This is a genomic window from Collimonas pratensis (assembly GCF_001584185.1).
GTDB lineage: Bacteria > Pseudomonadota > Gammaproteobacteria > Burkholderiales > Burkholderiaceae_D > Collimonas > Collimonas pratensis.
Map to the genome: position 1 here is coordinate 3,139,603 of NZ_CP013234.1, position 14,065 is coordinate 3,153,667.

Consider the following 14,065-nt stretch of genomic DNA (forward strand, 5'->3'; position numbering starts at 1 on the left):
CCTATTCTGCAGCCAGCACTTCCTTGAATTTACCGTAGCTCATCAGTTTTTCATGGCGCGCATTCAGTAAATCCTTGGTCTTGACGCCCTGGAACTGGCGCAGGGTATCGGCCAGCGCCCGCTTCAGCAACGACGCCATCTGCTTCGGATCGCGATGGGCGCCGCCCAGCGGTTCGCTGACGATCTTGTCGATCAGGCCAACTGCTTTCAGGCGGTGCGCCGTCAGGCCCAGCGCATCGGCGGCATCGGCTGCTCGCTCGGCAGTCTTCCACAGGATGGAGGCACAGCCTTCCGGCGAAATCACCGAATAAGTCGCGTATTGCAGCATCAGGACCGCGTCGCCGACGGCAATCGCCAGCGCGCCGCCGGAACCGCCTTCACCGATGATGGTGGCGATCAACGGCACTTTCAGTTCTGCCATGGCGTACAGATTGTGGCCGATGGCTTCCGACTGGCCGCGCTCTTCCGCGTCGATGCCAGGAAAGGCGCCGGGGGTGTCGACAAAAGTGAAAATCGGCAGGCCGAATTTTTCTGCAACCTTCATCAGGCGCAAGGCCTTGCGATAACCTTCCGGTTTCGGCATGCCAAAGTTGCGCAAGGCGCGCTCTTTAGTGTCGCGCCCCTTCTGATGGCCGATCACCATGCAAGCCTGGCCGTTGAAACGGGCCAGACCGCCGACGATAGACTGGTCGTCGGCATAGGTGCGGTCGCCGTGCAGTTCATGGAAGTCCGTGAAAATCTCGTTCACGTAATCCATGGTGTAAGGGCGTTGCGGATGGCGCGAAATCTGCGATACCTGCCATGGCGTCAGCTTGGCGTAGATATCCTTGGTCAGCTGTTGGCTCTTTTTGGAGAGGCGGTCGATTTCTTCCGAAATGTCCACCGCCGAATCGTCCTGGACGAAACGCAGCTCTTCGATCTTGGCATCCAGCTCGGCGATCGGTTGTTCGAAGCCGAGAAATGTTGTTTTACTCATATTGTTCCCTTTATTAATCCATCGCTACCGGTTTGCTGTCGGCACAATCAGGCAAGTTAATAAATCTATAACCCGGATTGATTGCTTGCCTATTTACTCAGTAGTGACTTGATATTCTGTCGATACCGGATCCAGACTACGCCATAAATACCATGTTGCCACAGTACGCCAGGGCTCCCAATTGGCCGATACTTCGCGCGCATCGCTGCGCGAAACGGGCTCGCCCGAAAAATAATTGACACTAATGCCTTTAAGCAACCCCGGGTCATCCAGGGGCAAGATATTGGGCCGGAGCAAATTAAATATCAAAAACATCTCCGCTGTCCAGCGTCCGATGCCGCGGATCTGCGTCAGGTCCGCAATCACGGCTTCGTCTTCCATCTCCTGCCATTGCTCGGCGTCGACCCGTTTTGCCTTGAAATGATCGGCCAGGTCGAGAATATAGTCTGCTTTACGTTTGGACAAACCGCAAGCCGCCAGTTGCTCGGGGCCTGCTTTCAATACCTGGGCCGGGGTCGTCTTGGGACAGACCAGCAGGAACTTCTGCCATACCTGCTCGGCCGCCTTTACCGTAATCTGCTGCCCGACCACTGAGCGCGCCAGCGTGGTAAACGCTTCGCCGCGTCCGACCAGGTGCAGATCGCCAAACTGTGGAATCAATTTACGCATGATACGGTCACGCTTCATCAACTCGTTCTTTGCATCTTCCCAATACGAAGGCACAAAAAAAGAGGAGTCGACAGCTATCGTTTTTTGCATACGTTTACGCCCTTCGCCATTCGGTTAGACCGCCGGGCTTATCTTCCAGCAAAATGCCATCGGCCAGCAGATCCTTGCGGATCTGGTCTGCCGCGGAAAAATCCCTGGCTATTTTTGCTGCTTGACGAGCTTGAATTTTGAGTAGGATATCTTGCTCCGACAACGCTGCTTGTGCAATGCCATTTCCATCAACTTCGCTGCCCGCGAGTGCGCGGCCCTTCAAAAAATCTTCCGGCGTGCGCTGCAACAAGCCGAGCGTGCCGGCCAGTGCTTTCAACTGACGGGCGGCGGCGGCGGATTTATTTTTGTTGACTTCGTTGGCCAGGTCGAACAAGCCGGAAATCGCCATCGGCGTGTTGAAGTCGTCATTCATGGCGGCCGTCAGGCGTTGCGCATGCGCCTCGTCCCAGTCCAGCGGCAAATCATCCGCCGCCACTTCTTTCAGGGCGGTGTAGAGACGCGTCAGGCTTTGCTTGGCGTCGTCAAGGTTGGCGTCGGCATAATTCAGCGGACTGCGGTAATGCGCGCGCAGAATGAAAAAGCGCACCACTTCGGCATCGTATTTTTTCAGAACATCGCGGATAGTGAAAAAATTTCCTAACGACTTGGACATCTTTTCATTATCGATACGGACAAAGCCGTTATGCATCCAGTAATTGACGAACTGGTGACCATGCGCGCCTTCCGACTGTGCAATTTCATTCTCGTGATGCGGGAACTGCAGGTCCTGGCCGCCGCCATGGATGTCGAACTGCTCGCCCAGCAATTGCTCCGCCATCGCCGAGCATTCGATGTGCCAGCCGGGCCGCCCCTGGCCCCAGCGCGAGCTCCACTTGACTTCTTCCGGCTCGCTGGCCTTGGCCGCCTTCCACAAGACGAAATCGAGCGGATCGCGCTTGCCGACGTTAACGTCAACCCGTTCGCCGGCGCGCAAGTCATCCAGCGATTTGCCTGACAGCTTGCCGTAGCCGTTGAAATCGCGCACCGAATAATTGACGTCGCCATCGCTGCCCTGGTAGGCCAGGCCCTTGTGCTCCAGCTTTTCGATCAGCGCCAGCATCTGCGGCACGAAGGCTGTCGCGCGCGGCTCGTGATCCGGCTTTTGCACGCCCAGCGCCGCCGCGTCTTCATCCATGGCCTGGATGAAACGGCCGGTCAGCTGCGAGATGGTCTCGCCGTTCTCCACTGCGCGCTTGATGATCTTGTCGTCGATATCCGTGATATTACGGACGTAAGTCACATCAAAGCCAGACTGCCGCAACCACCGCTGCACCATATCGAACACCACCATCACGCGGCCGTGGCCAAGATGGCAATAGTCGTACACTGTCATGCCGCACACATACATGCGGACTTTGCCCGCTTCGATCGGAGAAAACGGCTGCTTCTCACGCGCCAGCGTGTTATATATTTTCAGGTCGCTCATGGGAAGTTACGGCTCAGGTACAGAAATTAGGCACAGAAATAAGCACAGAAATATTGCACGCCGTTCCATGCATCCACGCACTTTCCGTGCGCGACGCCAATATAACAAGGCCGTCAAAACTCTTTTGCAGTGTTTAGTTTGATAAAATGTTGCTTTTCGCCGCAGTATATCATTACTGAAAAGCGAAAATGCAGCACATGGAATACGAAAACGCCCCCCTTACATGAAGGATTTTTATGACCGCATCTCTTGGCTTGTCCCGTCGCACGTTCACTTTGGCGCTGGCATCGGCGCTTACCGCCGTCACTTTTGCCGCCAGCCCGTCGTTTGCCGCCACGGCTAAGACTGCTGCGGCTGTCGACAAGCCACATGTCCTGTTGAAAACCAACATGGGCGATATCGTCATCGAACTGAATCCGGAAAAAGCGCCGAAGACAGTCAAGAACTTTCTGGGCTACGTTAACAGCGGCCATTATAACGGTACGATTTTCCACCGCGTGATCAACAGCTTCATGATCCAGGGCGGCGGCATGACCAAGGACATGATCGAGAAGCCAGCGCCTAACAAGGTCGAGAACGAAGCCAAGAACGGCCTCAAGAATGTCCCTTACAGCGTCGCCATGGCGCGCACCGCCGATCCGCAGTCGGCCGGCGCGCAGTTCTTCATCAACGTCAACAACAATGAATTCCTCAACTACCCTGGCCGCGACGGCTGGGGCTACGCGGTATTCGGCCAGGTCATCAAAGGCATGAACGTGGTTGACAAGATCAAGCAAGTGAAGACTGCTTACCAAGACGTGCCAACCACGCCGGTGATCATCGAATCCGCTACCGTGACCAAATAATAATATCCATTCTCTATCAACCCGCTATCAACCATTAATAGGAAATACCATGGCTGTCATCCTCACCACCAACCACGGCAAGATCAAGATCGAACTGGACGCTGAAAAAGCACCGAAGAGCGTCGAAAACTTCCTCGCCTATGTCAACGCCGGCCATTACGACGGTACGATTTTCCACCGCGTGATCCCTGGCTTCATGGTGCAAGGCGGCGGTTTCGAGCCAGGCATGAAGCAAAAGCCGACCAACGATCCAGTCGAAAACGAAGCCAAGAACGGCCTCAAGAACGAGCCTTACACCCTGGCCATGGCGCGTACTTCGGCACCGCATTCGGCATCGGCGCAGTTCTTCATCAACGTCAAGAACAACAGCTTCCTCGACTATCCGGGCCAGGACGGCTGGGGCTATTGCGTGTTCGGCAAAGTGGTTGAAGGCAAGGACATCGTCGACGCCATCGAAAAGGTCAAGACCACCCGCAGCGGCATGTTTGCCGACGTGCCGGAAACCGACGTCATCATCGAAAAAGCCGAAGTCGTCGCTTAATAGCGTTCATCCCAAGTCCAAGCCACCAGCCCTTTCATGTCAGCCACAGACTCGCACCAGCCAGCCGCTACCGTTGCGCTGTTTATTTCCGACCTGCATTTGCAGGCGGCGCATCCGCGCACCACGCAAGCGTTCCTGGATTTCCTGCAAACCAGGGCCATGCAGGTGCAGCAACTGTATCTGCTGGGCGACCTGTTCGAGTACTGGGCTGGCGACGACGACCTGGAAACGCCGTACAACAGTGAAATCGCCGCCGCCATCCGGCAAGTCAGCGCCGCCGGCGTCCAGGTCTTCTGGATCGCCGGCAACCGCGACTTCCTGGTCGGCGACGACTTTGCCCAAGCAGCCGGCCTGACCATGCTGCCCGATCCGTCAGTGATCAGCGTGGCTGGCCGGCGCCTGGCAATTGCCCATGGCGACGCCCAGTGCACCGACGACCTCGCCTACATGCAGTTCCGGGCCCAGGTAAGGCAGCCGCAATGGCAGGCGCAATTCCTGGCGCTGCCGCTGGCGCAACGCAAGGCAATCATCGCCGGTGTACGCAAGGAAAGCCAGGAAGAACAACGTCACAAAACCATGGAAATCATGGACGTCAATGCCGAGGCGGTGAATGCACTGTTTGACGCGACCGCCACCAGCACGCTGATCCACGGCCATACGCACCGGCCGGCATGCCACCAGACGCCGCACGACAACGGCGTCCGAACACGTTATGTACTACCCGATTGGGAATACGACATCAAGGCGCAGCGCGGCGGTTGGATCGCCCTTGATGTCGCCGGCGTAATCCGCCGCTTCGGCCATGACGGCCAGGAAATTTTGGACGATCCGACCTAGACGACCCGTCATTCCCGCGAACGCGGGAATCCATTTTCACTGTCATATGCTGCAACACGGATTCCCGCGTTCGCGGGAATGACCCAGGATAGGCAACAATGACAGGACTCCCTCAAACAATCAGTCGAATTGCCGCTTGAACTCCGCAAACTGCGCCGTCAGATCATCCATCTGCCGCCGCAAGCCTGATACCTCTTCCTCAAGCTGCGTGATACGGTCCTGGCTGCTGCCCTTGAGCACGGACGCACTGCCCGCCATGGCATCCGCGATCGCCTGCTGTTCCAGCACTTCCTCGCCAGCCAACAGCTGGGCATAACGCGATTCCTTGGTGCCCGGCGCTTTTGCCAGGCGCGCCACCAGCGGCGGATATTTGTCGACCAGGAATTGCAGCGCCGTTTCCACCTCACCGACGCTGGCGAACTCATGCAGCCTGCCGCTACGGCTGCGCAACTCGCCGGCCGTCTGGATCCCGCGCAGCATCAGCGTCGTCAATACCGCCAGCTTATCCTGCTCCAGCACCCACTTGACGCGCATCCGATGTTCGTACTTGGAGACCCTGGCGCCGGCCTGCCTGACCTCCACCACCAGCTTGCGCTGCATCAGGCGCTGCAGGATATCCAGCACGCTGGACTCGCTGATCGACATCACCGGATCACGGCTGGACAACTGGTTGCAGCCGTTGGTCAGCGTGTTCAGCGACAAGGGATAATTATCCGGCGTCAGCGCTTCTTTCTCGGCCAGCACGGCGAGTACACGGATTTCAAACGGATCGAGAAAATCGTCTGCGCGGCCGGTATCGGCTGACGGCTGCTCGCCGCCGGCAATTTCGTTGACGTCTTGATTCATTGACAATTCTCCTGGTGCGCGGACTTACTCAACCAGTTTGTTGAGCTGGTCCGGATCAAATTTTTCCAGTTCCGGCAGGCTCTCGCAAGCCATGCCCGACTTCTTCAGCAGCGCGATGATGCGGTCGATCTGGTGTTCCTGCGCCGCGGCGTTATCGATCAAGCCATGCAGCGCTTTCGACAAGGGATCGTCGCCGTTCGGGGTGACGCCATAGGCGGCAAACATGCGCGCCGCGGCTTCATCCTTGCCGCTGCCGCTTTCCTTGAGCACAATGCGGGCCGGGTTGCCGACCGCGGTCGCGCCCGGCGGCACTTCCTTGACCACCACCGCGTTGGAGCCGACCTTGGCGCCCTCGCCGACGGTGAAGCCGCCCAGCACCTTGGCGCCGGCGCCGATGATGGCGCCGCGCGCCAGGGTCGGATGGCGCTTGGCGCCCTTGTTCAGAGAAGTCCCACCCAGCGTGACGCCCTGGTAGATAGTGCAGTCGTCGCCGACTTCCGCGGTTTCGCCGATCACCACGCCGAAACCATGGTCAATGAAGACGCGGCGGCCGATGGTGGCGCCTGGATGGATTTCAATCCCCGTGAAAATGCGCGCGATATGCGAAATGAAGCGTCCCGGCCATTTGAAGCCGTTATGCCAGCAATGATGCGCCCAGCGATGCAGGATGATGGCATGCAGTCCGGGATAGCAAGTCAGCACTTCCCATTGGGTGCGGGCGGCGGGATCGCGTGCCATGATGTTGGCAATGTCTTCACGAATGTTGCTGAACATAGGGGGTATCGAATGAATGCGGAGGCGTAATGTTATTCCAAATTACGCCGGCCGTCTTTTGCTACGGAACTTCGGGGACGGCCGCGAATGTAGCAACTGAGCGCCGGCCGGAAAGGTGGTTGGCCTGGTCCGCCGGCAGATGGCGGACCGAGACTCAGCACGGGTACGGCAGAAGTAAAATCAACAACCCTTGACCATGCGCTGGCGGCGCGCTTCGTACAGGCAAACGCCGGAAGCAACCGACACGTTCAGGCTTTCGACCGCCCCGAACATCGGCACATTGACCAGCACGTCGCAGGTTTCGCGCGTCAAGCGGCGCATGCCTTCTCCCTCGGAACCCATGACAATCGCTGCGGGAGTGGAAAAGTCAGCTTCATACAAACCCTTTTCGCCATCTTCATCGGTACCGATCAGCCAGATTTCGCGCTCTTTCAGCTCGCGCAAAGTGCGCGCCAGGTTGGTCACGGTAATGTAAGGGACGGTTTCCGCGGCGCCGCTGGCAACCTTGGCGGCAGTCGCATTCAAACCGACCGCGCGGTCTTTGGGAGCGATCACGGCATGCGCGCCGGCGCCGTCGGCAACCCGCAGGCAGGCGCCAAGATTGTGCGGATCAGTGATGCCGTCCAGGATCAGCAGCAGCGGCGGACCGACGATCGCGTCCAGCAATTCATCCAGGTTACGGGCCAGCGACAGCTCGCCAGCCTTGGCCACTACGCCCTGGTGGCGACGGGTGCCGACAATGTTCGACAAGCGCTGGTCATCCACCGGAATGACGCGCACGCCCACGGCTTTCGCTGCCTGCAGCAGATCCTGCATGCGGCGGTCGACGCGGCTGGCATCCACGTAAATCTCTTCCACCGACGACGCTTCATGACGCAAACGCGCGGTGACGGCGTGAAAGCCGAAAATCATTTTACTTTTCATATTCTATCTATTTCAATCTGACTACTTACTATTATTGAGACTTAAATCATGACAAATCTTGCTGATGCGACGCTTCCATAGGGTGGGCATGCCGTTGTACCCATGCCTAACTGCGAAAAGCGAAGTACCCGCGTGGGCACGCTGTGCCCACCCTACCGCTTGCGCTTGCTGGATTTCGTAAAGCCCTTCGGCGCCCGTGCGTTCTCTGCAGGAGCGGCCGCCTTGCCTTTCTTTGCCTTGCCTGCAGGCGTGGTCTTGGCCGCTGTCGTCACCCGCGCGGTTTTCTGCGGCGCAGCCTTGCCGCCAGCCTTGGGCTTGGCGCCGCGGCCTTGCTCATTGTCGGCGCGACGCGCTTCGTTCTTCAGTACCGTCTTGATGCCCGGTTCATTGACCAGGCGCAGGTCGATCTTGCGCGCGTCCAGGTCAACCCGGCTGACTTGCACCGTGACGCGATCGGTCAGCTGGTAGCGGATGCCGGTACGCTCACCGCGCAACTCGTGACGCGCTTCGTCGTACTGGAAATAATCAGCGCCGAGTTCGGTGACATGCACCAGGCCTTCGATATACAACGCATCCAGCTGGACAAAGATGCCGAAGGTCGCCACGCCGGAAATCACGCCGGTGAACTCTTCACCCAGCTTGTCGCGGATGAAATAGCATTTGAGCCAGGCTTCGACATCGCGCGAAGCCTCGTCGGCGCGCCGTTCATTGGCCGAACAGTGCACGCCGAGGGCTTCCCAGATCGCCAGGCTGCCTTCGTTTTTCTTCTTGCCTGCCGCCTTGTCTTCCGCCTGTTTCTTGCGGCCGGCCGGCGACAGCATGGTGTTCAACGCGCTGGTGTCGAGTCCCTTCGGATCGTAGCGCTTGCCTTGCAGGATGGCCTTGATGGTACGGTGCGTGAGCAGGTCGGGATAACGCCGGATCGGGCTGGTGAAATGCGCATACGATTCATACGACAAGCCGAAATGGCCGATGTTTTCCGGGCTGTAGACCGCTTGCTGCATGGAGCGCAGCATCATGGTCTGCAGCAGGATCGCATCTGGCCGCGCCTTGATCTTCGGCATCAGCTCGGCGTAATCCGAAGCCGATGGCGTATCGCCGCCGGCCAGGTTCAAACCGACCTGCTTGAGGAAGGTGCGCAGGATGGTCAGCTTTTCCTTGGTCGGATGCGCATGGATACGGAACAGGCCCGGATGCTTGTGACGCTCCATCAGGTCGGCGGCACAGACGTTGGCCGCCAACATGCATTCTTCGATCACCTTGTGCGCATCATTGCGGGTGCGCGGCAGGATTTTTTCGATCTTGCCGGCGGCATTGCAGACGATGTAGGTCTCGGTGGTCTCGAAATCGATGGCGCCGCGTGCCTGGCGCGCCTGCAGCAGCGCATGGAACACTTCGTACAGGTGCAGCAGATGCGGCACCAGGCCTGGACGCTTGGCGGCTTCAGGTCCCTTGGTGTTGCCCAGGATCGCTGCTACTTCGGTATAGGTCAGGCGGGCGGCGGAATGGATCACTGCCGGGTAGAACTGGTAAGCCTTGATTTCACCCTTGGCGCTGATCACGGCGTCGCACACTAGGGTCAGGCGGTCGACGTCGGGATTCAGCGAACACAAGCCGTTGGACAACTTCTCCGGCAGCATCGGGATCACGCGGCGCGGGAAATACACCGAGGTGCTGCGCTCCAGCGCATCGACATCCAGGGCATCGTTCGGCTTGACGTAATGGCTGACGTCGGCGATCGCCACGATCAGGCGATAACCGTTGGCGCGGCCGATCTTGACCGGCTCGCAATACACGGCATCGTCGAAGTCGCGCGCATCTTCGCCGTCGATGGTGACCAGCGGCACGTCGCGCAAATCGACGCGGTCGGCGAGGTCAGCGGCGCGTACTTCGCCCGGCAGCTTCGCAGCCAGCTTCTTCGCGGCTTCGGAAAATTCATGCGGCACGCCATACTTGCGCACCGCGATTTCGATTTCCATGCCTGGATCGTCGATATCGCCGAGGATTTCGACAATCTTGCCGACCGGCTGGGTGAACCGTGACGGCTGCTCCGTCAATTGCACGCTCACCACCTGGCCGGCCTTGGCCTTGCCCGGCGAACCTGCCAGGATGATGTCCTGGCCGATGCGCTTGTCTTCAGGCGCGATCACCCACACCCCGTTTTCATTCAGCAAACGGCCGATCACGTGGGTATTGGCGCGCGAGACGACTTCGACGATAGTCCCTTCCGGACGGCCGCGGCGGTCGGTGCCGACGATGCGCGCCTGGACGCGGTCGCCATGCAGTACTTTCTGCATTTCCTTCTCAGGCAGGAAAACGTCGTCACCACCCTCGTCGGGGATCAGAAAACCGAAACCGTCGCGATGGCTGCTGACGCGGCCTTCGATAAAACCGGGGGAATTGGTCAGTTTGTAGATGCCGCCGCGGTCGGGCTTGATCTGTCCGTCGCGCTCCATGGCATTCAGGCGGCGCGTCAAACCTTCCATTTCATCGGGTTTGACACTTAGTGCAGCAGCCAGAGCGGCGGCGTTTTGCGGTTCGGAAGAAGTCCGCAGAAGGCCGAGAATTTCCTCCCGGCTGGGGATTGTGTAGGAATATTGGCTCAAAAGGCTCTTCAACTGGTTGTTATTCATCAACGCTTAGTGTAACGGAGGATTGTGACAATCTCCTAACCAAGCAGCTTATATCTTCCGCTTTTACGGCCCTGCTCTATCTTCTTTTAAATGATAGTTGACATATTTTCGCATTGGCTTATAATCTCGCTCTCTCAAGCCCACGTGGCGGAATTGGTAGACGCGCATGGTTCAGGTCCATGTGCCGCAAGGTGTGGGGGTTCGAGTCCCTCCGTGGGCACCATATACCATAGACCAGATCCTTTTCGGGATCTGGCTCTCCGCAAAATTCCAGGCCTCCCGGCATAGCAATGCGATAAGTCCGGGAGCGCCTAGTGAATTCCAGCAATGCACCCCCTCGCATCCCGCGTCGTGATGCCGCGCCAGTGAGCTAGCCACGTTGCATATTACCAGCTTCAATCGCTCCAGACGCAACAAAACCCAGCCTGTGACAGCGGCCGGGTCGCTACATCTGCCTAGTTAAACTAAAGCGTTTTCCTGCCTAGGACTATTCCCGCGCCAGATCACTGGAACGGATTGATCATCACTTTCTGCGGATTTACCGTGGTTCCAGCCTGGATCTGGGCATCGATGACCTGATAGAAGGCATTGCCGGTATCGGCGATATTCCAGGTACTCAGGATGACGTGATAACCGCCGCGGTCGGCCGGGATGGTGCAGCGATGCGTGGCATGGCTGTTGCTGGACGGCGCGAAACCACCCTTGACGATACAGAACGGCTGCAGATCGAACGCCTCCCTGCTCAGCTTCTGGTTCGGATTCCAGCCCTGTTTGGTGATGTAATAGCGCCAGTCCTGCGTCATGTGTCCCGCTGTGAAGTACCAGCTGAAATCGTTGACGCCGGCTTTCAAAGCCACTTTCTTCCAGCGCGTCGGCGTTTGCGCATTCAATTCGGAAAACTGCGCCAGGCCAGCGGCGGCGATGACGCCATCGGCCGGGCCGGCCGCCGGAAAGCCTTTCGGTCCCTCAACGCTCTGCGGCTCATACTGAATCGCACCGCAAGCTGCGTTCTCCTGCGTCTTGCACATGAAAGCGCGAGATTTGGGCGCATCTATATAACCGTGGGCCTGCGCCAGCAGCGGCGCCGCCATGGCCAGCATGACGGCCAGACCAGACGATAATTGTTTCATTGTTTCCCCCAAGGAGTTTGCAGCAGTGGACCAATGCGCAGCGGCCAGCGCTGCGGCGGGCAGGTCGATTCTGCCGCCGGGGACGGGGCAGCGTAACTGGCAACCTTTACAGTCGCTCATCCACAGAGGCAGATACTCCCGCGGTCTTGCTTGATCACTAAACAATTGTCAGACTTATCCTATAATGTGCGAGACCTCAAACCCGCCTTGCCGGCGCTTTGAGGGCGACGCCGCAAACCCGATAAGGACATCTATAGTGAAACTGACCAACCAATCTGTCATCGCGCTGCTTTGGGGCTTGCTGTATCTGGTCATGGGCTACACCTCGCATCAGCTCAACGGGCCGATTGCCGCCACCGGCTATATCTGGCTGCCGGCCGGCGTCACGGTGGCCGCCTTCATGCTGACCAGGACCGCGCGCTGGCTGCCGGTGATCATCGGTTTCGTGCTGGCGCAACTGCTGCTGGGCTGGATCGAGAACCGCGACCTGTTGCGCGTCACCCTGTTCGCTCTCGACGAAATCGGCGTCGCCGCGATTGCCGTGGCGCTGGTGCGGATGACACAGTTGCCGATGGAAGGCTTGTATTTCGTCCGCGGCCTGTTGATCGCCGGGGTTGCCTGCAGCACCGTCAGCGCGGCGATCGGCGCGGCCTGGTTCCTGTTCGTGAAAGACGTTCCCTTTTGGCCGACTGCGCGCATCTGGGCAGCCTCCGACCTGGTCGGGATCCTGATCGTGACGCCGGTGCTGGCCGGCTGGTCGCGCTTCCACGCCATGCGTTCGGGCGGCATGGACCGTAGCGATTTCCTGCTGGGCCTGGCGGCTTTTATCGCGCTCGGCATCACCGCCTACGTCATTTTCGACGGCCACAGCCTGAGCAATTTTTCCGCCGGCGTCAATTTTGCGCTGACCTACGTGCCGCTGTTTTTCGCGGCGGTGGTGACCCTGCTGTGGGGCGGCCGCGGCGGTTCCCTGGCAGTCGCCATGCTGGCTTTCTTTGCACTCTTGAATACAGTGCAGGGCGAAGGTCCATTCGCCGCTTTCGCCGATAATTATTCCAAACATTCGCTGCTGGAAGCTCAGCTCTACCTGGCGGTCGCCGCCCTGCTCTGCCTGCTGATCAGCGCCCTCAAAACCACCCGCGAACAATTGCACGAAGACGCCGCGCAATGGAAAAGCGACGTCGAGCTGGCGCTGACCGTCAGCCGCCAGCTGGTCTACAGCATCGATCCGCATAGCAAGAAACTGTGCTGGAACGGCGACCTGCAAGGATTGCTGGGCGTGCCGGCCAGCGCCTTCAGCGAGCTCGACCAGGTATTGACGCATGTCCACCCCGACGACCGCCAGCAATTGCGCAGCCGCTGGCTGGAAGACATGGATGACGATGCCCGTCCCGACCTGCGTTTTCGTTTGCTGCTGCCAGCCGGACACATTACCGACATGACCGACATGAGCGCGGTGCTGCTGGATGCGGATGAGTCCGTGGCCATGGTTGCCGGCGCCTGGCGTTTGCACATCAGGGAAGAAGAACGGCAACCGAGCCAAGGACCGGCTGCCCTATGAGCGTTCGTACCGGCGCCCTGCTGATTCACGGCCTGGGCGGCACCCAATTCGATCTCGGGTCCATGCACAAGGTGTTGCAGCGTGCGGGAGTGGAGACCCACGCCGTCACCCTGCCTGGCCATGGCGGCCAGCCGGAGGATCTGGTGAACGTGCGCATGGAAGACTGGCTGGACGCCGTCGCCGCCGCGTATCAGGAACTGGCGCCGCAATACGAGACCTTCCACGTCCTCGGCATGTGCCTGGGCTCCCTGCTGGCGCTGGCTTTGTGCGAGCGTGTGCAGCATGCCAAGGGCAAGCTGGTGACGCTGGCGCCGCCGGTCTTCATCGATGGCTGGTCGACCCCCTGGTACCGCCAGCTGCGGCATGTGGTGTACTGCATTCCCGGCATGTCCGCCAAGATGAAAGTAGAGGAAGACGAGCCGTTCGGCATCAAGAACACCACGGTGCGGGCCATCGTCAAGGCCAAGTTCGCGCGCGGCGACAATTTCCATTATCGCTGGGTGCCACTGGCCTGCATCCGCCAAGTCGACCGCTTGCGCCGCCAGGTGTTGGCGCGCGCCAGCAACATTTCTTGCCCGACGCTGGTGGTGCATGCGCGCGAAGACGAGCTGACCAGCCTGAAATCGGCCGAATTCCTGCAGGCGGCCTTGCCGGATGTGCGGGTGGTGGTGCTGGAAAACAGTTACCACATGATCTGCGTCGACAACGACCGTGACCTGGTCACCAACAGCGTGCTGGAATTCTTCGGTTATCCGCCGGCGCCCCCGCGGCGGATGCGCGGCGCCGACAAGGCTGAAGCCTAGCGCTCCATCT

At 59.1% G+C, this 14,065-nt stretch carries 13 protein-coding genes and 1 tRNA gene; 6 read left to right on the forward strand and 8 right to left on the reverse strand.

Annotated elements, in window-relative coordinates; genetic code table 11:
* Position 1: 1 nt before the first annotated feature.
* From CPter91_RS14045 to cysS, 3 genes are all read right to left on the reverse strand, one after another.
* Positions 2-976, reverse strand: a complete 975-nt coding sequence (locus tag CPter91_RS14045; RefSeq protein WP_014006318.1) for an acetyl-CoA carboxylase carboxyltransferase subunit alpha — start codon at positions 974-976, stop codon at positions 2-4.
* A 93-nt stretch (positions 977-1,069) separates the two neighbouring features.
* A complete protein-coding gene (locus tag CPter91_RS14050; RefSeq protein ID WP_061941311.1) occupies positions 1,070-1,735 on the reverse strand; it encodes a DNA-3-methyladenine glycosylase family protein in 666 nt (221 codons plus the stop codon).
* A gap of 4 nt (positions 1,736-1,739) precedes the next feature.
* The gene (gene cysS, locus CPter91_RS14055) at positions 1,740-3,161 is read right to left on the reverse strand and encodes a cysteine--tRNA ligase (RefSeq protein WP_061941312.1); all 1,422 of its coding nucleotides are present in this window, start codon (positions 3,159-3,161) and stop codon (positions 1,740-1,742) included.
* A gap of 236 nt (positions 3,162-3,397) precedes the next feature.
* Here cysS and CPter91_RS14060 point away from each other — a divergent pair, with 236 nt between their 5' ends.
* From CPter91_RS14060 to CPter91_RS14070, 3 genes are read left to right on the forward strand one after another with little or no spacing between them, the layout of a single operon-like run.
* Positions 3,398-4,006 (forward strand): peptidylprolyl isomerase, encoded by a 609-nt coding sequence (locus CPter91_RS14060; protein WP_061941314.1) that lies wholly within the window; start codon positions 3,398-3,400, stop codon positions 4,004-4,006.
* A gap of 49 nt (positions 4,007-4,055) precedes the next feature.
* Positions 4,056-4,547, forward strand: coding sequence for a peptidylprolyl isomerase (locus tag CPter91_RS14065; protein WP_061941315.1), 492 nt, complete (start codon positions 4,056-4,058; stop codon positions 4,545-4,547).
* Between the two features lie 36 nt (positions 4,548-4,583).
* Entirely contained in the window at positions 4,584-5,384 is an 801-nt protein-coding gene (locus CPter91_RS14070; protein ID WP_061941317.1) for a UDP-2,3-diacylglucosamine diphosphatase, read from the forward strand.
* A gap of 120 nt (positions 5,385-5,504) precedes the next feature.
* On the opposite strand, the gene CPter91_RS14075 is transcribed toward CPter91_RS14070, so the two are convergent.
* From CPter91_RS14075 to rnr, 4 genes are all read right to left on the reverse strand, one after another.
* Entirely contained in the window at positions 5,505-6,230 is a 726-nt protein-coding gene (locus tag CPter91_RS14075; protein WP_082792846.1) for a YceH family protein, read from the reverse strand.
* Positions 6,231-6,254: 24 nt separating this feature from the next.
* Positions 6,255-7,004: a serine O-acetyltransferase gene (cysE, locus tag CPter91_RS14080; RefSeq protein ID WP_061941318.1), complete on the reverse strand. Its 750-nt coding sequence runs from the start codon at positions 7,002-7,004 to the stop codon at positions 6,255-6,257.
* A 180-nt stretch (positions 7,005-7,184) separates the two neighbouring features.
* Complete coding sequence (rlmB, locus tag CPter91_RS14085) at positions 7,185-7,928, reverse strand: 23S rRNA (guanosine(2251)-2'-O)-methyltransferase RlmB (protein ID WP_061941320.1); 744 nt, start codon at positions 7,926-7,928, stop codon at positions 7,185-7,187.
* 152 nt (positions 7,929-8,080) lie between these two features.
* Complete coding sequence (rnr, locus tag CPter91_RS14090) at positions 8,081-10,534, reverse strand: ribonuclease R (RefSeq protein ID WP_061946245.1); 2,454 nt, start codon at positions 10,532-10,534, stop codon at positions 8,081-8,083.
* Positions 10,535-10,699: 165 nt separating this feature from the next.
* On the opposite strand from rnr, the gene CPter91_RS14095 reads away from it, so the two are divergent.
* Positions 10,700-10,784, forward strand: a tRNA-Leu gene (locus CPter91_RS14095).
* Positions 10,785-11,064: 280 nt separating this feature from the next.
* Here CPter91_RS14095 and CPter91_RS14100 read toward each other — a convergent pair.
* Positions 11,065-11,691, reverse strand: coding sequence for a lytic polysaccharide monooxygenase (locus CPter91_RS14100; RefSeq protein WP_099047203.1), 627 nt, complete (start codon positions 11,689-11,691; stop codon positions 11,065-11,067).
* 256 nt (positions 11,692-11,947) lie between these two features.
* Here CPter91_RS14100 and CPter91_RS14105 point away from each other — a divergent pair, with 256 nt between their 5' ends.
* The gene (locus CPter91_RS14105; protein ID WP_061941324.1) at positions 11,948-13,252 is read left to right on the forward strand and encodes an MASE1 domain-containing protein; all 1,305 of its coding nucleotides are present in this window, start codon (positions 11,948-11,950) and stop codon (positions 13,250-13,252) included.
* Positions 13,249-14,055 carry an alpha/beta hydrolase gene (locus tag CPter91_RS14110; protein ID WP_061941326.1) on the forward strand — a complete coding sequence of 269 codons (807 nt, stop codon included), beginning with the start codon at positions 13,249-13,251 and terminating at the stop codon, positions 14,053-14,055. Before CPter91_RS14105 ends, CPter91_RS14110 begins: the two co-directional genes overlap by 4 nt.
* Positions 14,056-14,065 lie beyond the last annotated feature (10 nt).

Excerpts from the sequence above, each read along its gene's own strand:
- CPter91_RS14050 (WP_061941311.1), bottom strand. The coding sequence starts at position 1,735 with ATGCAAAAAACGATAGCTGTCGACTCCTCTTTTTTTGTGCCTTCGTAT.
- CPter91_RS14045 (WP_014006318.1), bottom strand. The coding sequence starts at position 976 with ATGAGTAAAACAACATTTCTCGGCTTCGAACAACCGATCGCCGAGCTG.
- CPter91_RS14075 (WP_082792846.1), bottom strand. The coding sequence starts at position 6,230 with ATGAATCAAGACGTCAACGAAATTGCCGGCGGCGAGCAGCCGTCAGCC.
- cysE (WP_061941318.1), bottom strand. The coding sequence starts at position 7,004 with ATGTTCAGCAACATTCGTGAAGACATTGCCAACATCATGGCACGCGAT.
- rlmB (WP_061941320.1), bottom strand. The coding sequence starts at position 7,928 with ATGAAAAGTAAAATGATTTTCGGCTTTCACGCCGTCACCGCGCGTTTG.
- cysS (WP_061941312.1), bottom strand. The coding sequence starts at position 3,161 with ATGAGCGACCTGAAAATATATAACACGCTGGCGCGTGAGAAGCAGCCG.
- CPter91_RS14110 (WP_061941326.1), top strand. The coding sequence starts at position 13,249 with ATGAGCGTTCGTACCGGCGCCCTGCTGATTCACGGCCTGGGCGGCACC.
- CPter91_RS14060 (WP_061941314.1), top strand. The coding sequence starts at position 3,398 with ATGACCGCATCTCTTGGCTTGTCCCGTCGCACGTTCACTTTGGCGCTG.
- CPter91_RS14065 (WP_061941315.1), top strand. The coding sequence starts at position 4,056 with ATGGCTGTCATCCTCACCACCAACCACGGCAAGATCAAGATCGAACTG.
- CPter91_RS14070 (WP_061941317.1), top strand. The coding sequence starts at position 4,584 with ATGTCAGCCACAGACTCGCACCAGCCAGCCGCTACCGTTGCGCTGTTT.
- CPter91_RS14100 (WP_099047203.1), bottom strand. The coding sequence starts at position 11,691 with ATGAAACAATTATCGTCTGGTCTGGCCGTCATGCTGGCCATGGCGGCG.